This is a genomic window from Sphingomonas qomolangmaensis (genome assembly GCF_024496245.1).
GTDB classification, from domain to species: Bacteria; Pseudomonadota; Alphaproteobacteria; order Sphingomonadales; family Sphingomonadaceae; genus Sphingomonas; species Sphingomonas qomolangmaensis.
The window spans coordinates 962,860-986,915 of sequence record NZ_CP101740.1; the positions used below are offsets into that span (position 1 = coordinate 962,860).

At 68.6% G+C, this 24,056-nt stretch carries 20 protein-coding genes; 9 read left to right on the plus strand and 11 right to left on the minus strand.

Annotated elements, in window-relative coordinates; genetic code table 11:
- Together fmt and truA are read left to right on the plus strand one after the other, a co-directional pair.
- Positions 1 to 984 carry a methionyl-tRNA formyltransferase gene (gene fmt / locus NMP03_RS04630; protein ID WP_256507356.1) on the plus strand — a complete coding sequence of 328 codons (984 nt, stop codon included), beginning with the start codon at positions 1 to 3 and terminating at the stop codon, positions 982 to 984.
- On the plus strand, positions 981 to 1,724 hold the full coding sequence (gene truA / locus NMP03_RS04635; protein ID WP_256507357.1) for a tRNA pseudouridine(38-40) synthase TruA: 744 nt from the start codon (positions 981 to 983) through the stop codon (positions 1,722 to 1,724). Before fmt ends, truA begins: the two co-directional genes overlap by 4 nt.
- Before the next feature lie 120 nt (positions 1,725 to 1,844).
- Here truA and NMP03_RS04640 read toward each other — a convergent pair whose 3' ends face one another.
- From NMP03_RS04640 to NMP03_RS04680, 9 genes are all read right to left on the minus strand, one after another.
- Positions 1,845 to 3,044, minus strand: coding sequence for a class I SAM-dependent RNA methyltransferase (locus NMP03_RS04640; protein ID WP_256507358.1), 1,200 nt, complete (start codon positions 3,042 to 3,044; stop codon positions 1,845 to 1,847).
- Positions 3,035 to 4,414 carry an NAD(P)H-hydrate dehydratase gene (locus NMP03_RS04645; protein WP_256507359.1) on the minus strand — a complete coding sequence of 460 codons (1,380 nt, stop codon included), beginning with the start codon at positions 4,412 to 4,414 and terminating at the stop codon, positions 3,035 to 3,037. Before NMP03_RS04645 ends, NMP03_RS04640 begins: the two co-directional genes overlap by 10 nt.
- A complete protein-coding gene (locus tag NMP03_RS04650) occupies positions 4,411 to 4,854 on the minus strand; it encodes a hypothetical protein (RefSeq protein WP_256507360.1) in 444 nt (147 codons plus the stop codon). The genes NMP03_RS04645 and NMP03_RS04650 overlap by 4 nt, the downstream gene beginning before the upstream one ends.
- Positions 4,841 to 6,574: a dihydroxy-acid dehydratase gene (ilvD, locus tag NMP03_RS04655; RefSeq protein ID WP_256507361.1), complete on the minus strand. Its 1,734-nt coding sequence runs from the start codon at positions 6,572 to 6,574 to the stop codon at positions 4,841 to 4,843. Before ilvD ends, NMP03_RS04650 begins: the two co-directional genes overlap by 14 nt.
- Before the next feature lie 8 nt (positions 6,575 to 6,582).
- Positions 6,583 to 7,317 carry an N-formylglutamate amidohydrolase gene (locus tag NMP03_RS04660; RefSeq protein WP_256507362.1) on the minus strand — a complete coding sequence of 245 codons (735 nt, stop codon included), beginning with the start codon at positions 7,315 to 7,317 and terminating at the stop codon, positions 6,583 to 6,585.
- Positions 7,314 to 8,045 (minus strand): enoyl-CoA hydratase/isomerase family protein, encoded by a 732-nt coding sequence (locus NMP03_RS04665; RefSeq protein ID WP_256507363.1) that lies wholly within the window; start codon positions 8,043 to 8,045, stop codon positions 7,314 to 7,316. Before NMP03_RS04665 ends, NMP03_RS04660 begins: the two co-directional genes overlap by 4 nt.
- A gap of 166 nt (positions 8,046 to 8,211) precedes the next feature.
- A complete protein-coding gene (locus NMP03_RS04670) occupies positions 8,212 to 9,078 on the minus strand; it encodes a 4-(cytidine 5'-diphospho)-2-C-methyl-D-erythritol kinase (RefSeq protein WP_256507364.1) in 867 nt (288 codons plus the stop codon).
- A 4-nt stretch (positions 9,079 to 9,082) separates the two neighbouring features.
- Positions 9,083 to 10,675, minus strand: a complete 1,593-nt coding sequence (locus tag NMP03_RS04675; protein WP_256507365.1) for a tetratricopeptide repeat protein — start codon at positions 10,673 to 10,675, stop codon at positions 9,083 to 9,085.
- 31 nt (positions 10,676 to 10,706) lie between these two features.
- The gene (locus NMP03_RS04680) at positions 10,707 to 12,368 is read right to left on the minus strand and encodes an electron transfer flavoprotein-ubiquinone oxidoreductase (RefSeq protein ID WP_256507366.1); all 1,662 of its coding nucleotides are present in this window, start codon (positions 12,366 to 12,368) and stop codon (positions 10,707 to 10,709) included.
- A gap of 152 nt (positions 12,369 to 12,520) precedes the next feature.
- On the opposite strand from NMP03_RS04680, the gene NMP03_RS04685 reads away from it, so the two are divergent.
- The 6 genes from NMP03_RS04685 (at position 12,521) to NMP03_RS04710 (ending at position 19,101) form a co-directional block, all read left to right on the plus strand.
- Entirely contained in the window at positions 12,521 to 13,243 is a 723-nt protein-coding gene (locus NMP03_RS04685) for a uracil-DNA glycosylase family protein (RefSeq protein ID WP_256508008.1), read from the plus strand.
- 26 nt (positions 13,244 to 13,269) lie between these two features.
- Positions 13,270 to 15,018: a lytic transglycosylase domain-containing protein gene (locus NMP03_RS04690; RefSeq protein WP_256507367.1), complete on the plus strand. Its 1,749-nt coding sequence runs from the start codon at positions 13,270 to 13,272 to the stop codon at positions 15,016 to 15,018.
- On the plus strand, positions 15,008 to 15,535 hold the full coding sequence (gene moaB / locus NMP03_RS04695) for a molybdenum cofactor biosynthesis protein B (RefSeq protein ID WP_256507368.1): 528 nt from the start codon (positions 15,008 to 15,010) through the stop codon (positions 15,533 to 15,535). Before NMP03_RS04690 ends, moaB begins: the two co-directional genes overlap by 11 nt.
- Positions 15,536 to 15,609: 74 nt before the next feature.
- Positions 15,610 to 15,984, plus strand: coding sequence for an energy transducer TonB (locus NMP03_RS04700; protein ID WP_256507369.1), 375 nt, complete (start codon positions 15,610 to 15,612; stop codon positions 15,982 to 15,984).
- Positions 15,985 to 16,195: 211 nt separating this feature from the next.
- Positions 16,196 to 17,269: a PA0069 family radical SAM protein gene (locus NMP03_RS04705; RefSeq protein WP_256507370.1), complete on the plus strand. Its 1,074-nt coding sequence runs from the start codon at positions 16,196 to 16,198 to the stop codon at positions 17,267 to 17,269.
- A gap of 53 nt (positions 17,270 to 17,322) precedes the next feature.
- The gene (locus NMP03_RS04710; protein WP_256507371.1) at positions 17,323 to 19,101 is read left to right on the plus strand and encodes a cation:proton antiporter domain-containing protein; all 1,779 of its coding nucleotides are present in this window, start codon (positions 17,323 to 17,325) and stop codon (positions 19,099 to 19,101) included.
- A 153-nt stretch (positions 19,102 to 19,254) separates the two neighbouring features.
- Here NMP03_RS04710 and alaS read toward each other — a convergent pair whose 3' ends face one another.
- On the minus strand, positions 19,255 to 21,894 hold the full coding sequence (gene alaS / locus NMP03_RS04715; RefSeq protein ID WP_256507372.1) for an alanine--tRNA ligase: 2,640 nt from the start codon (positions 21,892 to 21,894) through the stop codon (positions 19,255 to 19,257).
- A 31-nt stretch (positions 21,895 to 21,925) separates the two neighbouring features.
- Entirely contained in the window at positions 21,926 to 22,549 is a 624-nt protein-coding gene (locus NMP03_RS04720) for a phytanoyl-CoA dioxygenase family protein (RefSeq protein WP_256507373.1), read from the minus strand.
- Positions 22,550 to 22,709: 160 nt separating this feature from the next.
- Between NMP03_RS04720 and NMP03_RS04725 the strand changes: the two genes are divergently transcribed.
- Positions 22,710 to 24,056 carry a dicarboxylate/amino acid:cation symporter gene (locus NMP03_RS04725; RefSeq protein WP_256507374.1) on the plus strand — a complete coding sequence of 449 codons (1,347 nt, stop codon included), beginning with the start codon at positions 22,710 to 22,712 and terminating at the stop codon, positions 24,054 to 24,056.

Consider the following 24,056-nt stretch of genomic DNA (forward strand, 5'->3'; position numbering starts at 1 on the left):
ATGCGTATCGTCTTCATGGGCACCCCCGAATTCGCCGTTCCGATCCTCGATGCGGTGGTCGCCGCGGGGCATGAGGTGGTCGCCGCCTATACCCAGCCCCCGCGCCGCGCCGGGCGAGGCAAGGCGCTCACGCCCTCGCCGGTGCAGGCGAGCGCCGAGGCGCGGGGAATCGCGGTGCATCACCCGGTATCGTTACGCGATGCGGCAGCGCAGGCGGTGTTTGCCGGCCACGGTGCCGATGTCGCGGTGGTCGCAGCCTATGGGTTGATACTGCCGCGCGCGGTGCTCGACGCGCCGCGGCACGGGTGCCTCAACGTTCATGCCTCGCTGCTGCCGCGCTGGCGCGGGGCGGCGCCGATCCAGCGCGCGATCCTGGCGGGCGATGCCGAGACCGGAGTCGGGATCATGCAGATGGAGGCCGGGCTCGATACCGGACCGGTGCGGCTCGAGGGGCGGACGCCGGTCGACGGCAAGACCGCGGGCGCGCTGACCGCCGAGCTTAGCGCGATGGGGGCGCGGCTGATGGTCGAGGTGCTGGCCGATCTGGCGGGATATCCGCCGGTGGCGCAGGCCGAGGGCGCGACGCATGCGCCCAAGATCGACAAGGCCGAGGCCCGGCTGGATTTTTCGCTGCGCGCGGTCGAAGTCGAGCGTCAGGTGCGGGCGTTCAACCCGGCGCCTGGGGCGTTTTTCGAAGTGGGGGGTGAGCGGGTTCGGGTGCTCCAAGCATCGGTCATCCCCGCGCAGGCGGGGATTGAAGGGGCCGAAGTCATTGCAGGAGCGGAAGCGTTGGCGACTCTCGATTCCCCCTTTTGTGGGAATGACGAAGTGGGGGCGGTCATCGATCATGCTCCGGGCTTCGCCGTCGCGTGCGCCGAGGGCTATCTCGTCCCCACCCTCATCCAGCGCGCGGGGCGCGGTGCGATGACCCCCGCCGAACTGCTCCGCGGATTCCCCATCCCCGTAGGCACGATCCTGGCGTGACCCGGTTCGCGCTGACGATCGAATATGATGGCCGCCCGTTCATGGGGTGGCAGCACCAGGCGCACGGCCCCAGCGTCCAGCAGGCGATCGAGGATGCCGCGCGGCGGATCCTGGGCGAGGATGTGCTCGTCTATGCCGCGGGGCGGACCGATGCCGGGGTGCATGCGCTGGCGATGCGCGCGCATGTCGATGTCGAGCGGCCGATCGGCGCGTTCCGGCTGATGGAGGGGCTGAACGCGGTGCTGCGCCCACAGCCGGTGGCGGTCCTCGATTGCGTCGAGGTCGCGGGCGACTGGCATGCGCGGTTCGCCTGCACCGCGCGGCATTATGAATATCGCATCCGCTCGCGCCGCGCGCCGCTGACGCTCGAACTGGGCCGCGCGTGGCGGATCGCCAATCCGCTCGATGCCGAGGCGATGGCGGCGGGTGCGCGGCAGCTGATCGGGCGGCATGACTTCACGACCTTCCGATCGACGCATTGCCAGGCCGACAGCCCGCTGCGCACGCTCGACCGGCTCGAGGTGGTGCGCGAAGGCGAGCTGATCCGAATCTTCGCTTCGGCGCGGTCGTTCCTGCATCATCAGGTGCGGTCGATGGTGGGGTGCCTGGCCCTGGTGGGCCAGGAGAAATGGACACCCGACGATATCGGCGAGGCGCTGGCGGCGCGCGATCGGGCGGCGCTGGGGCTCAATGCGCCGGCGGAGGGGTTGTATTTCGTGGCGGCGGATTATCCCGCCTAATCAAATCCGTTCGCACTGAGCTTGTCGAAGTGCCGTTCTTTTTTCGCCACCGGAGGAAAAGAAGAACGGTGCTTCGACAAGCTCAGCACGAACGGTGTGAGGGTGTGGCCCCGATGACGCTCAGCGCGTGAAGCACCCCACGAGTTCGACATGCGTCGACCAGCGGAATTGGCCGACCGGCTGCACCCAATCCAAGCTGTACCCGCCCTCGCACAGCTTTTTTGCATCGCGCGCAAAGCTGCTGGGATTGCACGAAACATAGGCAACGTGCGGCACCTTGCACATGGCGAGGTTGAGCGTCTGTTCGTGCGCGCCGGCGCGGGGCGGATCGAGCATGATCGCATCGAAGCGATTGAGCTCTTCGGCGGTGAGCGGGCGGCGGAAGAGGTCGCGGTGGTCGGCGAACAGCTGGCGCTGGACGCGCCCTGCCCCCGCCTTGAGCGCTAGCAGCGCCTCGCGCGCGCCCTCGGCGGCATAGACCTTGGTGGCGGGGGTCATCGCCAGTGCGAAGGTGCCGAGCCCCGCGAACAGATCGGCGACGGTGCGCGGTTCGCCGATGATCGCGCGGACGGTATCGACCAGCGTCGCCTCGCCCTCGCGCGTCGCCTGGAGGAAGCCCCCGGCGGGCATCGGCACTGCGACGCCACCGAGCGTGATGGTGACCGGGTCGGGCTCCCAGCGCGCCTCGGGGCCGAAGCCATCGTCGATCGAGAGCCGCGCGAGCTTGTGGCGGCGTGAAAAGGCGGTGATCGCCTCGGCGGCGGCAAGCCCGTCGCGGAGCTGACCCTGCAGCACCACATCGATGCCCTGGTCGACCTCGGCGAGGTGGACGTCGATGCGCCGCGATTCGGTGAGCTGCGCCGCGAGCAGCCCGCGCAAAGGCGCGAGCACCGCGAACAGCGCGGGCGTCAGGACCCAGCATTCGTCGAGATCAACGAGGTGATGGCTCGACCCCTGGGTGAAGCCCAGATGCACCTGCCGCCCGCGCCGTTCGGCGTGGAGCGTCGCGCGGCGGCGGGTGCGCGGCGGCGACAGGATCGGGGCGCGGATCTCGGTCGCCAGCCCTTGCGCCTTGAGCCCGCCTTCGATCCGATCCACGAGGAAGCGCGCATAGGCGGTGTCGTCGAGATGCTGGAGCTGGCAGCCGCCGCATAGCGGATAGTGGCGGCAGGGCGGCTGCTGGTGGTGCGCGCCGGCGCTGACCGAGCCGTCGCTGCCGACGACGTCGCCCGGCGCGGCCATCGGCACATGACGCCCCGAGGCGGTGACGCCCTCGCCGCGCGCGGCTACGCGGACGATTGGATCAGAGTCTACAGACATTCGGCGATTGCTTGGGGAAGATGCATGGCGAGCCCATCGGCCACGAACGCCGGTCCTGCAAGGCTTGCCGCACGCGCATGGAGCCAAACCGCCTCGATCGCGGCGCGCATCGGGTCGCGCGACGCCGCCAGCCGTGCGGCAGCAATCCCCGCAAGGACGTCGCCGGTGCCCGCGGTCGACAGCCAGGCGGGCGGGTGCGCGACGATGCTTTGGCCATCGGGCGCGGCGATGACGGTGTCGGCACCCTTGTGGACGACGATTGCGCCCGATCGCCGCGCGGCATCGCGGGTGCGTTCGAGCTTGTTGCCGCCGCCGGTGCCGAAGAGCCGGTCGAACTCGCCGCTGTGCGGGGTGAGGATCGTCGGGGCGGTGCGGCAAGCGAGTTGGTCGATCGATGCCAGTGCGAGCGCGTCGCCGTCAATGACGAGCGGACAGTCGCTTGCGGCGGCTTCTTCAGAGCGCGTGCGAGCTTCGTCGTCGCGGCCGAGCCCCGGTCCGATCAACACTGCGCCGAGTTTCGGGTCGGCCAGCATCGCCGCGATCGCGTCGGGCTTGCGCGACACCACCGCGTCGAAGGGCACGCGCGCATCGTCCGATGCCAGCACGACATAGCCCGCGCCGCCGCGCGCCGCTGCCCCTGCCGCGAGCCGCGCGGCGCCCGGCATCGTCCCGCCGATCACGATCACCAGCCCGCGGGTATATTTGTGATCGGCCCGCGACGGCGGGTGCAACACGGGGCGTGCGATCAACCGCGTGTCGCCCGGCACCGCGATCGCGAGGTCGGCGAGGATCAAATGGCCGCAGCGCGCGGTATCGCCGACGACATGGCAGGGCTTGAGCGCGCCTAGCGCGACGGTGATGTCGGCCTCGACGCCATCGCTCGCATCCTGGTCGGCGAAACTTCCCGAGGGGACGTCGATCGCGACCACCAGCTCGGCGGCGGCGGCGAGCGTGGCCAGTCGACCGCGTACCGGGGCGGCGATCGGGCGCGTCAGGCCGATGCCGAAGAGTCCGTCGACCAGCACCGGTCGCGGGGTGGCGTCGTCGAGATCGGTGGTCGGTCCGGTCCAGCGATCGCGCATGACTGCGGCGGCCCCATTCCAATCTTGGCCCAGCGTTGCAACGGTGACGTCATAGCCCCACTCGGCTAAAACCCACGCAACGCCAAATCCATCGCCGCCATTATTGCCGGGTCCTGCGAGCACCAGCACCGGTCGCGACCGGGCGAACCGCGCGACCTGCTGCGCCACCGCGCGCGCGGCGCGTTCCATCAGTGCGACCTGCGACACGCCCGCGGCGAAGCACGCAACCTCGGCGGCGCGCATTTGCGCCGCGGTGACGATCGACGCGCCGGCAAGCGCGGGGTTCACTTCGCCGCGCCCTCCTCGACGATTGCCGGCAGGCGGAACTTCGAGTCGCCGATCGCGACCTCGATCAGTCCGTCGGTGACGATCGAGACGCTGGCGGGTTCGGCGCCGTCTGCCGGTACCACGCCGCTCCCGTCGCTTGCGACGCGCAGCCGGTAAAAGCCGCCATCGGGCAGACGAAGCGTGAGCAGCGTGCCCCTATCGTCGACGATCCGCTCGATCGTACAATTGGGCGCGAAGCCCTCGGCGCCCCGCGGCGCGCACAGGATCCGACTGTCGGCGGCGCGCGCGACGCGGACCTGTTCGTCGATATTGGCGATGACGGGTTCGTTGGCGATCGGGGGTTCGGCTTCGGAGCAGGCGGCGAGCGCGAACAACGCCACCGCCCCGCATCGCTTGAGGCGCAGGGGGGCGGCGGTACGTGCTGGTTCAGATATCCGCATAGACATGGGTTTCGCTCGCTGCCCCCGGATGGGTGACCGCGCCGCGACTGGCGGGGCCCACCGTCCGGGCATAGCGCCACAACGCGCCCGCCTGATAGTCGTTCGTGCGCGGACGCCAAGCGGCGCGGCGCTCGGCTAGTACTGCTTCGGGCACGTCGAGGTCGATCGTGCCAGCCTCGGCATCGATACGGATCGTGTCGCCATCCACGATCAGCGCGATCGGCCCGCCTTCGGCGGCTTCGGGGCCGACATGACCGATGCAGAAGCCGCGGGTGCCGCCCGAGAAGCGCCCGTCGGTGATCAGCGCCACCTTCTCGCCGAGCCCCAGGCCGTAGAGCGCGGCGGTGGTCGACAGCATCTCGCGCATGCCGGGGCCGCCCTTGGGGCCTTCGTAGCGGATGATCACCACCGATCCCTCGGCAATGTCGCGCGCCTCGACCGCGGCGAAGGCGTCTTCCTCGCAATCGAAGCAGCGCGCGACGCCTTCGAACTGCAGCCGGTGCAACCCCGCGACCTTGACGATCGCGCCGTCGGGGGCAAGCGATCCGCGCAGGCCGACGACACCACCGGTTGGGGTGATCGGCGTCTTGACGTCGTAGATGACCTTCTGGTCGGGGTTCCAGGTGACCTGGTCGATATTCTCGCCGAGCGTGCGGCCGGTGACAGTGAGACATTCGCCGTCGAGCAAGCCGCCCGCCAGCATCGTCTTCATCAGCATGTAGACGCCGCCGGCGGCGTGCATGTCCTTGGCGACATATTTGCCGCCGGGTTTGAGGTCGGCGAGGTACGGCGTTGATTTGAAAGCCTCGGCGACGTCAAACAGGTCGAACTCGATCCCGGCTTCGCTCGCCATCGCGGGCAAATGGAGCGCGGCGTTGGTCGAGCCGCCAGTCGCCGCGACGACGCGCGCCGCGTTGACGAAGGCGGCACGGGTAGCGATGTCGCGCGGGCGAAGGTTGCGCTCGACGAGGTTCATGACCTGCTCGCCTGCGGCGATCGCGATCGCCTCGCGGCTGTCATAGGGGGCGGGCACCATGTTCGAATTGGGCAGCGACAGCCCGATCGCCTCGCCGACGCACGCCATCGTGTTGGCGGTGAACTGGCCACCGCAGGCGCCGTGGCCGGGGCAGGCGACCTTCTCGAGCGCGGTCAGCTGCGCGAGCGGGCAATTGCCCGCGGCATACTGGCCCACCGCCTCGAACACGTCGACGACGGTGACGTCGCGCTCCTGGAAGCGACCGGGCAGGATCGAGCCGCCATAGACGAAGATGCCGGGAACGTTGAGGCGGAGCATCGCCATCATCATGCCCGGCAGCGACTTATCGCAGCCGGCAAAGCCCAGGAACGCGTCATAGCAATGGCCGCGCATGCTGAGCTCGATCGAATCGGCGATGACTTCGCGGCTCACCAGCGAGGACTTCATCCCCTGATGCCCCATCGCGATCCCGTCGGTGACGGTGATCGTGTTGAAGCGGCGCGGCATCCCGCCGCCGGCGATCACGCCCGCACGCGCGGCGTCGGCCTGGTCGTTGAGCGTGGTGTTGCACGGCGCGCTGTCGTTGCCTGCGCTGGCGATGCCGACAAAAGGTTGGGCGATATCCTGCTCGTGCAGCCCCATCGCGTAATAATAGCTGCGATGCGGCGCGCGCTCGGGGCCGAGCGAGACGTGGCGGCTGGGGAGCTTCGTCTTGTCGAAGCGCGGTTTGGCTTGGTCGGTCATGCGCAAGCCTATTGCGTAGGGGCGACCCCGAACGCAAGACTGTTACGCGCCTTTTCGATCATCGGCGCGAGCAGGTCGGCCCAGCGCTCGACACCTGCGGCATCGGCGATCAGGTCGTTGCGGATCTCGATCGAGACGCACGCGATCCCCCTGCCCTCGCCGTGCCGGTTGAGCGTCGTGTTGACCAGGCGCCCCGAATAGGGCGCGTTGTCGCCGGTTGCGATCCCCGCGGTGCGAAGCTCGGTGAGCAGCACGCGCGCGGCGCGATCGTCGCGGTTGTAGAGGATGCCGGCATGCATCGCGCGCGCTTCGCCGCCGGCCTCGAGCCGGGGGGTGAAGCTGTGGATCGCCACCAGCAGCCGTGGGCGGCGCGCGGTGATCTGGCGGGCGAGCGCGGCGTGATAGGGCGCGTGGAAGCGCGCGATCCGGTCGAAGCGGTCGATGCCGACATTGCCCGGCACCGCGTGGCCGTCGCTCGCGGTGGGAACGAGCGCGGGGTGGTCGGGCTCGCGGTGGAGGTCGATCACCAGCCGCGACACCGTCCCCGACAGCGCGGGCGCGCCGAGCCGCGCGGCGAGCGCTGCGGTCAGCGGCGCGGCACCGATATCGACCGCAATATGCTTGGCGAGCAGCGCCGGATCGATGCCGAGATCGACCCCCTCGGGTACGACGTCGGAGGCGTGATCGCACAGCAGCAGGATGTCGCTCGCGCCTTCGAGGATCGCGACCGGGGGATGGCTCATGGGAAATCGGGCTTTCGTTTACCTGCGAACGCTGCGAGCCCTTCGGTGAAGGCGGCGGTGCCGAAGCGCGCCTCGAACGCGGCGTCGTGCCCTGCCTCGTCGGGGTGGCGAAGCACGCGCTTGAGCAGCCGGACAGCGGCGGGGGCGTTATCGGCGATCGTTGCCGCGAGCGCTTGCGCGGCGGCGACCGGATCGTCGGCGAGCTGCTCGACCAGCCCGATCCGCAGCGCTTCGTGGGCGGTGATCGGTTGCGCCGAGAATAGCAGCCGCGCGGTATGGCCCTGGCCCATTCGCGACGCCAGCCGCGCGACGTCGGTCGCGGGATAGCCGATCCCGAGCCGTGCGGGGGTGGTGGCGAAGGCGGCATCGGGCGCGGCGATGCGGATATCAGCAGCGATCGCAAGCGCGACGCCGGCGCCATAGCAGCCGCCCGCAATGCCGGCGATCACGGGCACCGGGCAAGCCGCCAGCGCCTCGATCGCGGTCGCCATCGCGATCCGGAAACGCGGGCGCATCGCGCTGTCGTCGCGCAGCGTCTCGAGTTCGCGCAGGTCGGCGCCGGCGCAGAAGCTGGCCCCGCCATGGAGCACCAGCGCGCGGACGGTGAGCGGCAGGTCGCGGATCGCGGCGGCGAGCGCGTCCCAATCGGCGATCCGCAGCGCGTTGCGCGCAGCGGGGCGATTGAGCGTCAGCGTCGCGATATGGTTGGTGGTGGAAAGCTCGATCATACGGGAACGTCAGGGCGGCACGCTTGCACGCGCCGCCCTTCCGCTTTCCCACGACGTGGCCGTGAGGCGCAGGCCGTCAGCGAACGATCCGCTCCCGGCGTAGGATTCGCTTGTCCGGCGTCCAGCAAGATACGCGCCAAAGCGTTAACCGAAGGATACCGGGGGGTCATGCGGCGGCCTGGTCCCGGCATGGAACGCCCGGCTGTCCCGCGAGCACCGTTTCGAGACACCACCAGGGGTGCGCGGCGCGCACTCGCGCGGCGGCGGCGGCGCGCTGATCGGCGGTATCGAACAGCGCGAAGCATGTCGCCCCCGACCCCGACATCCGCGCCAGCCGGACCCCCGGCTGCGCGGCGAGCAACGCCAGTATTTCGGCGATCACCGGCGCGAGCGCGAGCGCGGGCGGCTCGAGATCGTTGCGCCCGGCAAGCGCCGCCGCGAGCGGATCGCCCTGCCCGATCGGCCCACGATCGATCCCGTCCCAGCGCGCGAACACCGCAGCGGTCGACACCGCAACACCGGGATTGATCAGCAACGCGGGCAGCGCCGCCAGCCCATCGAGCGGCAGCAGCAACTCGCCGCGTCCGCGCCCGAGCGCGGTCTTGCCGAGCAAACAGGCGGGCACGTCGGACCCCAGCGCCTCGGCGCATCCGAAGAGCCGCGGATCGTCGATCGCTACCCCCTCAAGCCGCGCCAGCGCGCGCAGGGTGGCGGCGGCATCGGCCGATCCGCCGCCGATCCCCGACGCCACGGGCAACCGCTTGTCGAGCAGGATCGCCATTGGCCGGCCATCGACCACGCGCGCGCGGAACAGCCGTTCGGCGCGCAGCACCAGATTGTCGCCCTCGCCCGACAGGCCGGCGGCGAAGGGCCCGGTCAGCGTCAGCCCCGGCGCGCCGGTGGGGTCGATCGTCACGACATCGCCATCGGCGACGAAGGCGAACAGCGTTTCGAGCTCGTGATAGCCATCGGCCCGCCGCGCGCGGACGTGGAGCGCAAGGTTGAGCTTGGCGGGCGCGGCTTCGACGATCATCGGGTCAGCGCGCCGCGGTCACCGGGGCGAGCCCGTCGGCGAGCTTGCCCGCGAGCCGCTTGGCATCGTCGCCCTCGGCATGGACCGCCGCGGCGCGCCAGGCGTAGCGCGCCTCGTAGCGCCGGCCGGTGCGCCAATAGGCGTCGCCCAGATGCTCGTTGATCGTGACGTCGCCGGGCTCGGCGGCGGCAGCCTGTTCGAGCAGCGGGAGCCCCTTGTCCCATTGGCCGCGCTGGACATAGGCCCAGCCGAGCGAATCGGTGATCGAGGGATCGTCGGGACGCAGCGCCCGCGCCTGTTCGAGCAGCTTTTGCCCTTCGGCCAGATTCTCACCGCGTTCGACCTGTGCATAGCCGAGATAATTGAGCGCCACCGGCTCCTGCGGCGCGAGTTCGACCGCGCGGCGAAGATAGGGCAGCGCCTCGTCCCAGCGTCCCGCCTGTTCGAGGGCGCCGCCGCGCTGGAGATTGAGCACCCAATCGGCCCCATCGCCCGCGCGCGCCATTGCCGTTGCATAGGCGGCAGCGGCATCGTCGAAGCGATTCTGGTCGACCAACAGGTCGCCATAGGATTGCGCCTCGGTCACCGTTGCGCCGGGTGCGTCGGCGAGCGCCTTGGCTGCGGCGAGCGCCCCCGCCTCGTCCTCCATCCGCGTCAGCACGGTCACGCGCGCCGCCTGCGCGACGCTGGCGAACGCGCTTTTGGCGCCGATCGAATCGAGCAGCGCGAGCGCGCGGGTCCCCAACCCCTGCTGCGACAGCGTGTCGGCGAGCAGCAGCCGCGCACGATCGTCGGTCGGATCGAGCAGCAGCGCGGTGCGGCCGAGCAAAATAGACAACGGCGACGCTTCGTCGCGGCCCAGATCGGCGGCGAGCCGGGTGAACAGTCGCGACGCGCCGAACGCCGCCCCCGCCTTCGCGCCGCGCCCAAGCGACGATCGCTGCGCTACCAGCACCGGATCGCTGCCGCCCAGCAATTCGCGCGCGAGCTTGCCCTGGCGCTTGCCCTGGAACAGCTGCGCGGCGTTCAGCCGGAGATCGAGGCTGGCCTGGTCGTTGCCGAGCAATGCGCTGAGCGCATCGGCGGCCTGCGCATACTGCCCTTGCGCGATCAGCAGCAGCGCGCGGTTTTCGGCGGCGTAGCGGCGCGAGATGACATTGGCTTCGGCGGCGGCGAGCTCGGCAGCGGGGTCGGCGGCGCCTTCCTCGAACGCCACCCAGGCGAGCAGCACCGGCCCGACGAAATCGAGCGGGCCTTGCGCCACCTGCGCGGCGGCGGCGCGCGCGGCCGGCCAGTCGCGCGCGCGCACCCGATCGGCGTAGCGCAGCATCACCGTATCGGCGGGCGCGACGTTCGAGCGTTCGAGCACCGCGAGCGCGCGACGCGCGAGGTCGAAATCGCCGACCGCAATACCTTCGCGAAACGCGCGGATCGCGATGACTTCGTTGCCTGGATCGTCGGCGAGCGCGATCGCATAACCGCGCGCGGCGATGTCGGCCGCGCCATCGGCGGCGGCGGCGCGCGCGCGGACATAGGCGGCGAGGCTGGCGCCGGTCGGCGGGTCGTTGGCGGCGAGCGCGGGCGACGCCGCCAGCATCGCGGCGATCGCTGCGCCGGCGATGCCCAGCCTACATGTTCGGATAATTGGGCCCTCCGCCGCCCTCGGGCACCACCCAGTTGATGTTCTGCGTGGGGTCCTTGATGTCGCACGTCTTGCAGTGGACGCAGTTCTGCGCGTTGATAACGAACTTGGGATCGCCGTTTTCCTCGCCCACCACTTCATACACACCCGCGGGACAATAACGCTGCGCCGGCTCGTCGTACAAGGGCAGGTTGTGCGCGATCGGTACGTCAGGGTCCTTGAGCGTCAGATGGACCGGTTGGTCCTCCTCGTGATTGGTATTCGACAGGAACACCGACGAGAGGCGATCGAAGGTCAGCACGCCATCGGGCTTGGGATAGGCGATCTTGGCGACGTCTTCGGCGCGCCACAGGCTTTCGTGATCGGGATGGTGGCGCATCGTACCGGGCATCTTCACCCCCAGATGCTCGGCCCACATATGCACCCCCGACAACCCCGACCCGATCAGGTCGCCATGCTTCTTGACCAGCGGCACGACGTTGCGGACGCGGCGCAGTTCCTCGCGCACCCAGCTGCCCTCATAGGCGCTGGCATAGGCGGCGAGCTCATCGCCGCGGCGATCGGCGGCGACCGCCTGGAATGCCGCCTCGGCGGCCATCATCCCGGTCTTCATCGCGGTGTGGGTGCCCTTGATCCGCGGCACGTTCACGAACCCCGCCGAACAGCCGATCAGCGCGCCGCCGGGGAAGATGAGCTTGGGCACCGACTGGAAGCCGCCATCGTTGATCGCGCGCGCGCCGTACGACACGCGCTTGCCGCCCTCGAGGATCGCGGCGATCTCGGGGTGGGTCTTCCAGCGCTGCATTTCGTGGAAGGGCGAGAGGTGCGGGTTCGAATAGTTGAGCCAGGTGACGAAGCCCAAGGCGATCTGGCCATTGGCCTGGTGATACAGGAAACCGCCGCCGTTCGATCCTTGCGTCTCGCTGAGCGGCCATCCCTGGGTGTGGATCACTCGGCCGGGAACGTGCTTGCCCGGCGCGAGGTCCCAGAGTTCCTTGACGCCGAGGCCATAGACCTGGGGATCGCAATCCTTGCGCAGGTCGAAGATGCGCATCAGCTCCTTCGACAGATGCCCGCGCACCCCTTCGGCGAAGAAGGTGTAGCGCGCGTGGAGCTCGAGCCCGGGCTGCCAATCGGGCTTGCGCGTGCCGTCCCTGGCGATTCCCATGTCGCCGGTGGCGACGCCCTTCACCGATCCGTCTTCGTCGAACAGTATCTCGGCGGCGGCGAAGCCGGGGAAGATTTCGACCCCAAGCCCTTCGGCCTGTTCGGCGAGCCAGCGGCACAGGCTGCCGAGCGATCCGGTGTAGCAGCCTTCATTGTGCATGATCGGCGGCAGCGCGAATTCGGGGAGCGAGCTTTTGCCCTTTTTCGAGAGCACCCAATGGTGGTTCTCGGTCACCGGGGTCTGCGCAAGCGGGCAACCCATCTCACGCCATTCGGGCAGCAATTCGTCGAGCGCCTTGGGATCGATCACCGCCCCCGACAGGATGTGCGCGCCGACCTCGGAGCCCTTTTCGAGCACGCACACCGACAGCTCGCTGCCGGCGTCGTTCGCGAGCTGTTTGAGCCGGATCGCCGCGGAAAGGCCGGCAGGCCCCGCGCCGACGATCACGACATCATAAGGCATCGACTCGCGTTCACTCATCCCAGTCTCCATTCGGCGGCGTGATCCCAGCGTGCCGCGCTTCGCGTGCCGGCATTGACCGCCACCCGGTCGTCGCGCCAAGGCACCGCCCTGGCAGAAGTTCGGTGCACGCAGATTGACCCAAAGGTCAAGCTGCCGTCGGGTAGGTGGGTATGGGGGCAGATCAACACAACGACTGGCAGGCCGCCACCGCGAGCGCGCTCGAATGGTGGGCCGATGCCGGGGTCGATGTGCTCGTCGAAGACCAGGTCCGTGACTGGTTCGCCGCGCCGGTACGGACTCCGCCTGCAACGGCGGTCGCTGCTGCCGAACCCGGTGCGGCCGAGGCCGAGGCGGAATTTCCAGAAACGCTGGAGGCTTTCCTCGCGTGGCGCCTTGGCGAAGGCGCGCCCGAAGCCAAGTGGAACGCGCCGCTCGTCGCGGGCGAAGGCGATCCTACCGCCGACCTGATGGTGATGCTCGACCATCCCACCGGCGATCGGTTGCTGCTCGATGCCGAAGCGCGGCTGCTCGATCGGATGCTCGCCGCGATCGGCCGCAGTCGGGGCGACGTCTACCTGACGACGCTGTGCCTCGCCGCGCCGCTCGCCCAGTCGATCCCCGCCGACGACCAGCCCGCCCTGGTCGCGCGCGCGCAGCATCTGGCGGCGCTGGCGGGCACCAAAACGGTGCTGCTGCTGTCGCAATCGGCGAGCCGTGCGTTCCTCGGGACGGACCGCGCTAACGCTCGTGCCTGTTTTCATGACATTAACCACCGGCAGGCCAAGTTCTCGGCAATCTCCAGCGTGCACCCCCGGTTCCTGCTGAGCAGCCCGGCGCACAAGCGGGAGGCCTGGAAAGATTTGCAATTGTTGCTCAGGGGAAAGCGCACGTGAGTATCCGCGCCATTATCGCCGTCGCCATGATCGCCGCACCCGCGGCCGCGCATGCGACCGACGACGACCAGATCCCCACCCGCCGCGGCGCGACCACCGCCGCGATTGCGGTGCCCAAGCAGCTCGATGACGCCGAGCGTACTGCTTATCGCCAGGTGTTCTCGGCGATCCGCGCCGAGCGCTGGAGCGACGCACAGCTCCAGCTCGACGCGATGCGGCCGGGGCCGCTCCACGCGATCGCGCGCGCCGAACTCTACACCGCCAAGGGATCGCCCAAGGTCGAGCTGCTCCCGCTGCAGGCGTTGCTCGCCGAGGCGCCCGAGCTGCCGCATGCCGAGAGCCTCGCGCGGCTCGCCAAGGTGCGCGGCGCCGAGACGCTGCCGACGCTCCCCACCGCACAGCGGCTGATGTGGTTCGATGGCGCGCCCAACCGCATCCGCGTCAAATCGGTCGCGAACGACGCCGCCGCCGCCGAACTGGCGCAGCGGATGGAACCGATCATCAAGGACGATCTGGGCGCGGCGGGCGAAGCGCTGGTCGCCGAATATGCCGATCGCCTCAGCCCCGAATGCCTGACCGAATGGCAGCAGCGCGTGGCGTGGATCCACTATCTGACCGGCGACGACAGCGCCGCGCGCCGGCTCGCCGCGCTCGCGCAGCGCGGCAGCGGCGAATGGGTGCCGCAGGCCGATTGGGTGCAGGGCTTGGCGGCGTGGCGCCAGCGCGATTATGCCGCGGCGCAGATGGCGTTCACCGCGGTCGCGCAGCGCGCCAAGGACGTCGATCTGCGCGCCGCCGGGCTCTATTGGGCTTCGCGCGCCGACATGGCGGCGGCGCGCCCCGACCTGGTCCAGGCGCGGCTACAGAGCGCGGCGCAGTTCAACGAAACCTTCTACGGCATGCTAGCGCGCCAGGCGCTGGGGATCGCCGAGGCGACCGACCGGGTGCCGACGCGTCCCGCCGGCGCCGACTGGACCGCGCTCGAGCGCCGGCCCAATGTCCGCATCGCCGCTGCGCTGATGGAAATCGACGAGGACGTGCTCGCCGCCAGCGTGGTCCGCCACCAGGCGCGGATCGGCGATCCTGCCGAATATGCGTCGCTCGCGCGCGTCGCCGGCGCGATGAACCTGCCCGCGACGCAAATCTGGCTTTCGCACAACGCCCCGCGTGGCTCGACCCCGCAGGTCGCGGCGCGCTACCCTGCTCCCAACTGGACCCCCGACGGCGGCTGGCGGGTCGACAAGTCGCTGGTCTATGCGCACGCGCTGCAGGAATCGCGCTTTCAGTCGACTGTGGTCAGCCCCGCGGGTGCCTATGGCCTGATGCAGATCATGCCCGCCGCGGCGACCGATATCGGGCGCAAGAAGGGGATCGTCATCGACCGTTCCGCGCTGTCGCGCCCCTCGACCAATATCGAGGTCGGGCAGAGCTATCTCGAAAAGCTGCGCGACATGCCCACCACCGGGGGGCTGCTGCCCAAGGTGATCGCGGCGTATAATGCCGGCCCCACCCCGGTCGAGGCGTGGAACCTGTCGTCGCGCGATGGGGGCGATCCGCTGCTCTACATCGAGTCGATCCCCTATTGGGAGACGCGCGGCTATGTCATGACGGTGCTGCGCAACTACTGGATGTACGAAGCGCAGGGCGGCAAGGCATCGGACAGCCGCACCGCGTTGTCGCAGGGGCTATGGCCGCGCTTTCCCGGGCTGCCGGGCAAGAGCGCGGTGAACGGCCGCGCCGCCAAGGGGGCAAGCGCCAACTACCGTGTCCGATAGCGCCGCGGCGGCGCCGATCGCAGTACGGATCGCGGTGCTGACGGTGTCGGATACGCGCCAGTTGGCCGAGGATCGCTCGGGCGATGTACTGGTCCAGCGATTGACCGATTTCGGCCATGTGCTGGCCGCGCGCGACATCGTTCGCGACGATGTCGAGACGATCGTCGCGCGGCTCCACGCCTGGATCGAGGATCCCGAGATCGACTGCATCCTCACCACCGGCGGCACCGGGGTGACGGGACGCGACGTAACCCCCGAGGCGGTCGAGCGCGTCGCCGACAAGCTGATCCCCGGCTTTGGCGAACTCTTCCGCTGGCTGAGCTTCGACAAGATCGGCACCTCGACGATCCAGTCGCGCGCCACCGCCTGCGTCGCGCGCGGCACCTATATCTTCGCGCTGCCTGGATCGACCGGCGCGGTGCGCGACGGATGGGACGGGATCTTGGCGCAGCAGCTCGATAGCCGGCATCGCCCATGCAATTTCGTCGAGCTGATGCCGCGGTTGCTGGAGCGGTAGTTGCCACATTCCGCCGCGCTCGTCGTCAGGTGGCCGTGCCAATGGGATTGGACAACAAGTAAGGAGGGGCCTGCATGTCGACTACCGGTATTGGGATCCTGTTGGCCGCGACAATGTCCATGCTCAGCATGGGCCAAGCCGCTGACCAGCAAACCACGGGAACCGCGCCGCGGCCCTTGCCGAGCGCGTCGTTCATGACCGACGACGACTACCCGGCAGACGCTCGTCGTGCCGGGCTGGAGGGGACCACCCACCTCTCGATGGACGTCGATAGTAAAGGCCGGCCCACTGGCTGTTCGATCGTACAAACCAGCGGCGTTCAAAGCCTAGACGCAGCGTCCTGCAGGGTATTTTCCAGGCTGAAGTTCAGGCCGGCTCGCGATGGCGATGGAAGTGCGGTCGCCGGCGTGTTCGTAACCAAGCTGCGATGGGCACTGCCCGGCACCTAGCCTGAATGAGGCGGGCCCCGTGGGCGGCGCGCAACGTAATGGCTCCCCTCCCTGAAAGGGAGGGGCTGGGGGTGGGTCGAGTACCGCGATACGGCGGTCCGGCGATGGCCGGTAGCCGTATCGTCAGGCCCCTACCCACCCCCGACCTCTCCCTTGCAGCGAGGGGAGCGATGTTCTTCCTTCGTTCCTGACATTGTGCTACCGCTCGGACATGCCGGTCCCCCGCCCCGCCCGTGGCGCAACGCTCAACACAACCAGCGCGCGCTTCAACCTGAACGCTCGCGAGGACGACGGCGACTGGCTCGACGATCGCGACGGTATCGATGGGGCACCGCCGCCGGTCCGCACCACCGTCACGATCGAAACCCCGCGGACGATTCTGGCGCGCAACAGCTCACCCGACATCCCGTTCGATCGCTCGATCAACCCCTATCGCGGGTGCGAGCATGGCTGCATCTATTGCTTCGCGCGGCCGACGCATGCCTATCACGACCTGTCGCCAGGGATCGATTTCGAGACGCGGCTGTTCGCCAAGCCGATCGCGCCCGCGCTGCTGCGCGCCGAACTCGCCAAGCCCGGCTATGTCTGCAAGCCGATCGCCTTCGGCACCAACACCGATCCCTATCAGCCGATCGAGCGCGAATGGCGGATCACGCGCGAGTGCATCGAGGTGCTGGCACAGGCGCGGCATCCGCTGACCATCACGACCAAATCGGATCGCGTGACGCGCGATATCGACCTGCTCGCGCCGATGGCGGCGCAGGGACTGGCGGCGGCGATGGTGTCGGTCACCACGCTCGATCCGCGGATCGCGATGACGCTCGAGCCGCGCGCGCCCTCTCCTGAGAAGCGGCTGAAGGCGATCGCGGCGCTGGCCGCCGCGGGTATCCCCACTTTCGTCTCGATCTCGCCGGTGATCCCCGCGATCACCGATCACGAGATCGAGCATATCCTCGAACGCGCCGCCGACGCCGGTGCCAGGGCGGCATTCTTCATTCCGGTGCGGTTGCCGCACGAGGTCGCGCCGCTGTTCCGCGCCTGGCTCGACGCGCATTTCCCCGATCGCGCAGCCAAAGTGATGGCGACGATCCAGTCGCTGCGCGGCGGGCGCGACAATGATCCGGGGTTCGGCAGCCGGATGCAAGGCCATGGGCCATGGGCCGATCTGCTTCGCACGCGCTTCGCGATCGCCTGCCGCAAATATGGTCTCGTCGGCGAGCGCGTCCGCCTGCGCACCGACCTGTTCCGCCGCCCGGCAGGGGCGCAGGGCGAATTGTTTGACTAAACCGCGCGAGATTTGAGGTTATCACACGGCGCCCCGCGCTCTAACGTCACGGCATGGCTCTCGATCTTCAAAATAGCGGCCTTTCCGACGCACTGGTCATCCTCGGTGCCGCCGGGCTGGTGATCCCGGCCTTTGCGCGCTTTCGTATCAGCCCGGTCATCGGCTTCATCCTGGTCGGCATCCTCGTCGGTCCCAATGCGCTGGGGTCGATGATCGGCCAGGTCCCGTGGCTCTATTATGTGAGCATCTCGGACCCTGAGGCGATCGCGCCCTTCGCCGAGTTCGGCATCATCCTGCTGCTGTTCTCGATCGGGCTAGAGCTTTCGCTCAAGCGGCTATGGGCGATGCGCGGAATGGTGTTCGGCATCGGTGCCGCCGAATTGCTGATTTCGGGGCTGGTGATCGGCCTCGCGCTCCACCTACTCGGCCAGCCCTGGGGCGGCGCGATCGGCCTTGGCCTCGCGCTCGCGCTGTCGTCGACCGCGCTGGTGCTGCCGATCGCGGGGATGACCAGCCCGGTCGGCCGCGTCGCCTTCGCGATGCTGTTGTTCGAGGATGTCGCACTGGTACCGATCATCTTCATGCTCGGCGCGCTCGCGCCCACCGCCGCGGGCGAAGGGCTGCGCGGGTTGAGCGAGGTCGCGATCGCGGGCGGGATCACCGTCGTGATCCTGTATCTTGGCGGGCGCTTCATCCTGCCGCGGCTGTTCGCGCAGGCGGCGCGCACCAAGAGCCCCGAGCTGTTCCTTGCCGCCAGCCTGCTGGTGGTGATCGTCGGCAGCGTCGCCACCGCCGCCGCCGGGCTGTCGCCGATCGTCGGCGCGCTGCTCGCGGGGCTGCTGGTCGCCGAGACCGAATATCATGGCGAGGTCGAGGCAATCATCTCGCCCTTCAAGGGGCTCGCGCTCGGGGTGTTCCTGATCTCGGTCGGGATGCAGCTCGATCTGCGGATGGTCGCGCGCTACTGGCCCGAACTGCTCGCGGCGATCGCCGGGGTGATGCTGGTCAAGGCGGTGGTGACGACACTGCTGCTGCGCGTATCGGGCGCGCGCGCGGGCACCTCGGCCGAGACCGGGGTGCTGATGGCGAGCCCTTCGGAAACCACGCTGATCGTGCTGACCGCCGCCACCGCGGCGGGGCTGATCCAACCTTCGACCGCAACCTTCTGGACCACCGTGACCGCGATCGGCCTGACGATCACCCCACTGCTCGCCAAAGCGGGGCGGCTGATGGCGCGCCAGATCGAGCGCCAGATGGGCGAGGAGGCGGTGCCCGCGGCGCTGGCCGACGAACAGGGCACGGTCATCATCGGGTTCGGCCGCGTCGGGCGTACCGTCGCCGACATGCTGCGCGCGCACGAGAAGCCCTATATCGCGATCGAGGCCGATATCGACGTCGTCAACGCCGCGCGGATCGAGGGCTATAACGTCCGCTTCGGCGACGTCGCGCGCAGCGACATGGTCGACCGGCTCGACCTGGGCCATGCGCAGGCGCTGATCATCACGATGGACGATCCGGTGCTGAGCATCCGGCTCACCCGCCGCGTTCGCGGCTGGGTGCCCGCGCTGCCGATCATCGTCCGCGCGCGCGATGCGAACCACGCCGCGGCGCTGTACCGCGCGGGCGCGACCGACGCGGTGCCCGAGACGCTCGAGAGCTCGCTGCAATTGTCCGAGGCGGTGCTGGTCGATCTAGGGGTCGCGGTGGGGCCGGTGATCGCGTCGATCCACGAAAAGCGCGACGAAATGCGCAAGGAGATCAAGCTGGCGGCAGGGTTGGACCGCGATCCGCGGATCCGGCGGGTGCGCGGGGAACGCGCGGTGGAGAATTGAGCGGGGGTGGGGCGGGCAACAACCGCCTCGCTGTTCGTTTCGCACTTCCCCTTCCCCGTTCGTGCTGCGCTTGTCGAAGCACCGTCCTTCTTTCTACGATAGCGCAGGAGAAGAACGGCACTTCGACAAGCTCAGTGCGAACGGTGAGTGAGGTCAGCTCTCGAGCAACCCCCGCACCGCCGCGAGCGCCTCACCGCCCTTCTCGCCATCGGGCCCGCCGCCCTGCGCCATATCGGGCCGGCCACCGCCGCCCTGCCCGCCCAAAGCCGCGACCGCAGCCTTCACCAGATCGACCGCGCTGAACGTGCTGACGAGGTCGTCGCTCACCCCGACCGCAACCGACGCGCGACCGTCGTTCACAGCGACCAAAGCCACCACCCCCGAACCGATCCGCGCGCGCTCTTCATCGACCGCGCCGCGCAGCGCCTTGGCCTCTAGCCCATCGAGCACTTTGCCGATGAAATTAACCGACCCTACCAGATCTGGCCCGACAGCCGCACCACCGCCGCCCAGCGCCAGCGCCTTCTTGGCATCGGCGAGTTCGCGCTCGAGCCGGCGGCGTTCTTCGACCAACGCCGCGACGCGCGCGGGGACGTCGTCGGGGGTGGTCTTGAGAACGGAGGCCGCCTCGCGCAATTTCTCGTCGCGCGCGTTGAGATAGGCGCGCGCCGCCTCGCCGGTCAGCGCCTCGACGCGGCGGATTCCCGACGATACCGCGCCCTCACCCACCAGCTTGAACACGCCGATATCGCCCAGCGCGCGAACGTGCGTGCCGCCGCACAATTCGAGCGAATAGGTGCCGCCATCATCGTCGGCGCCCATCGACACGACGCGGACCTCGTCGCCATATTTCTCGCCGAACAGCGCCATCGCGCCTTCGGCGATCGCCTCGTCGGGGGTCATCAGTCGGGTCGAGACCGGGCCGTTGGCGCGGATATGGCGGTTCACATCGGCCTCGACCGCCGCGAGCTGCGCAGGATCGATCGCGGTGGGCTGCGAAAAGTCGAAGCGCAGCCGCTCGGGCGCGACCATGCTGCCCTTTTGCGCGACATGCTTGCCCAGCGTCTGGCGCAGCGCCTCGTGCAACAGATGCGTCGCCGAATGATTGGCGCGGATCGCGGCGCGGCGGGCGTGATCGACGGTGAGGTGGACGGCATCGCCGATCGCGATCTCGCCTGCGGTGATCGTCGCCTGGTGCGCGAAGACGCGGCCGAGATATTTGCGCGTGTCGGTGATCGTCGCCGCCATGCCATTGCCGGTGACGCTGCCGGCATCGCCGACCTGCCCGCCGCTTTCGCCATAGAAGGGCGTCTGGTTGACGATCAGCTCGACACTGTCGCCCGCACCCGCGCGATCGACCTTCTGGCCGTCGCGGAGGATCGCGACGACGGCGGCTTCGCCTTCTTCGGCCGAATAGCCGATGAATTCGGTCGCGCCATGTTCTTCGGCGAGGTCGTACCAGAGATCGTCCGACGCCTTTTCGCCCGAGCCCTTCCATGCGGCACGCGCGGCGCGCTTCTGCTCGCCCATCGCGGTATCGAAGCCCGCGCGATCGACGGTGAAGCCCTGCGCACGCAGTGCATCCTCGGTCAGGTCATACGGGAAGCCATAGGTGTCGTAGAGCTTGAACGCGGTTTCGCCCGCGAGCGTCGCGCCGCTCGGCATATCCGCGGTTGCTTCGTCGAGCAGCCGCAGCCCGTTGACCAGCGTCTGGCGGAAGCGCGTTTCCTCCTGGAGTAAGGTCGCCTCGATCAGCGGCTGCGCGCGCACCAGTTCGGGGAAGGCCGCGCCCATTTCGGCGACCAGGCTGCCGACCATCCGGTGCATCAGCGGGTCCTTGGCGCCCAGCAGGTGCGCGTGGCGCATCGCGCGTCGCATGATCCGCCGCAGCACATAGCCGCGCCCTTCATTGGCGGGCAGCACGCCGTCGGCGACCAGGAAGCCCGATGCGCGCAGGTGATCGGCGATGACGCGATGGCTCGCCTGGGTTTCGGGCGTCGGTGCGCTGCCGGTGAGCGCGCTCGATTCGGCGATCAGCGCCTTGAAGGTATCGGTGTCGTAATTGTCGGTGACGCCCTGCAAAACCGCGGCGACTCGCTCGAGCCCCATGCCGGTGTCGATCGAGGGACGCGGCAGGTCGCCGACGATGACATTGGCTTCCTGCACATGCTGCATGAAGACCAGGTTCCAGATTTCGACGAAGCGATCGCCATCCTCGTCGGGGCTTCCCGGTGGGCCACCCGGAATATGATCGCCATGGTCGTAGAAGATTTCGGAGCACGGCCCGCACGGCCCGTTCTCGCCCATCGCCCAGAAATTGTCGGCGGTGGCGATGCGGATGATGCGGTGCTCGGGCAGCCCGGCGATCTTCTTCCACAATTCGAACGCCTGGTCGTCGGTGTGATAGACCGTCGCGGTCAGCCGATCGGGCGACAGCCCCCATTCGCGCGTCAGCAGGGTCCAGGCATGGACGATCGCCTGTTCCTTGAAATAGTCGCCGAACGAGAAATTGCCGAGCATTTCGAAGAAGGTGTGGTGCCGCGCGGTGTAGCCGACATTGTCGAGGTCGTTGTGCTTGCCGCCGGCGCGGACGCATTTCTGGCTCGACGTTGCGGTCAGATAGGGCCGGGTCTCGAGCCCGGTGAAGACGTTCTTGAACGGCACCATACCCGCGTTGACGAACATCAGCGTCGGATCGTTTTGCGGGATCAGCGGCGCCGATGGCACGCGCACGTGCCCCTCCTTCGCGAAATAGTCGAGGAACGAGCGGCGGATGTCGTTGGTCGATGTCATGCGCGACGCTTATGCGAGGTGCGGGCGTGGCTCAAGTCGTCCATTCAAGCCCGCCGGGCAGATCGAACGCGGCAAAGTCGATCTGGATAACCCTCCGACGCCTGCCGGGTGCCGCGCGCGCCGAAGCATGCAGGATCGGCGTACTGTAAAGCCACACGTCGCCGCGATCGGCCAGACAGGGTGCGGTCCCGCACGTCGCAACCGCAGCATCTATCGCGCTTTCACGGATCAGTCCCATCCGATGCGACCCCGGCGCGATCAAGAGCGGCGCGTTGTCCTCATCGATATCGTCGAGGTGTAGCCGAGCCGTGATCATCCGTTGCAGCACGTCGATTGGCGGCGCGACGTGCGGTACTCCCGCCTTTTGCGTCCAAGCGCCGAACCCAGCGACCTCGCGTCGCGTGCGTACCGCGACGGTGCGATCCTGATGCCACCCAAGTGCCCAATTCGCCGTGGCGCTCTTATCGAGCAATAGGAGTCGGACCGGACGGGTTTGCGGTCCTAACCAGCTGGCGACGATGGCGCGCACCCGCTCCACAGCCGTTAACGGAGCGATCGTCGCGAACGAGGGCCGGGCGCCAGGACAGCCCGAAGGAATCTGGTCGAACAGCACTTCCAAGGAACCGGCTTCAGAGGCTTCGATGATATCCGGCATTCTAAGCGCGCCAACTTGCCGCAGCATCGAAGGGACCGGAAAACGGTCAATCGCAAGGTCGGGACTTCGCATTTTGGGAGACATGACCCCGATTACGGCGCTTGACCCGCGCGTCGCAATCCCCTTGGTTGACCGCCTTGTTTGAATCCGGAGTTGCCCCTTGGCCAAGCGCCTGACCCTCTACATTCTGATCGGCCTGGTGCTCGGCATCATCGTCGGCCTTGCGCTCAACCTGTCGCTCACCGACGGCGGCGGGCCGGGCGACGCGCAGTTGACGCAATATGCCGAATATTTCTCGATCGTCACGACGCTGTTCCTGCGGCTGATCAAGATGATCATCGCGCCGTTGGTGTTCGCGACCTTGGTCGCGGGCATCGCGCATATGGGCGATACCGCGGCGCTGGGCCGCGTCGGCTTTCGCGCGGTGGGGTGGTTCATCTGCGCCAGCCTGGTGTCGCTGACTTTGGGGCTGTTCCTGGTCAATCTGTTCGAGCCGGGCGTCGGGCTGGCGATCCCGATCCCGCCCGCCGATGCGGCATCGGGGGTCGAGCGCGGGGCGTTCAACCTCAAGAATTTCATCACCCACATCGTTCCCGCCTCGGGCGTCGAGGCGATGGCCGACAACGAGATCCTCCAGATCGTCGTCTTCTCGTTGTTCGTCGGCGTCGCGATCACCGCGGTCGGTGAAAAGGCCGCGCCGCTGGTGCGCGGGATCGAGGCGCTGGCGCAGGTGATCCTGCAGGTGACCAATTACGTCATGCGCTTTGCCCCCTTCGCGGTGTTCGCGGCAGTCGCCGGGACGCTCGCCGAGCGCGGGCCGGGAATCATCATGAGCCTCGCCTATTTCATGGGCACCTTCTACCTCGGTATGGGCATCCTGTGGCTGCTGCTGATCGGCGCGGGGTTCCTGGTGGTGGGGCCGCGAATCCTGCAACTGGTGGGCTATATCCGCGCGCCGTTGCTGCTGGCCTTCTCGACCGCTTCGTCAGAGGCCGCCTATCCGCGCACGCTCGAGGCGCTCGACAAGTTCGGGGTGCCGCCGCGGATCGCCAGCTTCGTGCTGCCGCTCGGCTATTCGTTCAACCTCGACGGGTCGATGATCTACATGACCTTCGCGACGATGTTCATCGCGCAGGCCTATGGCATCGATCTGACGCTGGGGCAGCAGATCACGATGCTGCTGGTGCTGATGGTGACGTCGAAGGGCGTTGCCGGCGTCCCGCGCGCATCGCTGGTGGTGATCGCCGCGACGCTGGCGTTCTTCGACATTCCCGAGGCGGGATTGTTGCTGATCCTGGCGGTCGACCATTTCCTCGACATGGGCCGCTCGGCGACCAACGTCGTCGGCAATGCGGTGGCGAGCGCGGTGGTCGCGAAATGGGAAGGCGGGCGGCTCGATGCCCCCGAGCCCGAGGATTACGGCACCCACGTAGCGCCGCACGACCTGCCGCCGGTGACCGGTCCGACGAGCTTCGACGAGTTCGGCGAACCGATCCGCCGCGGCTGA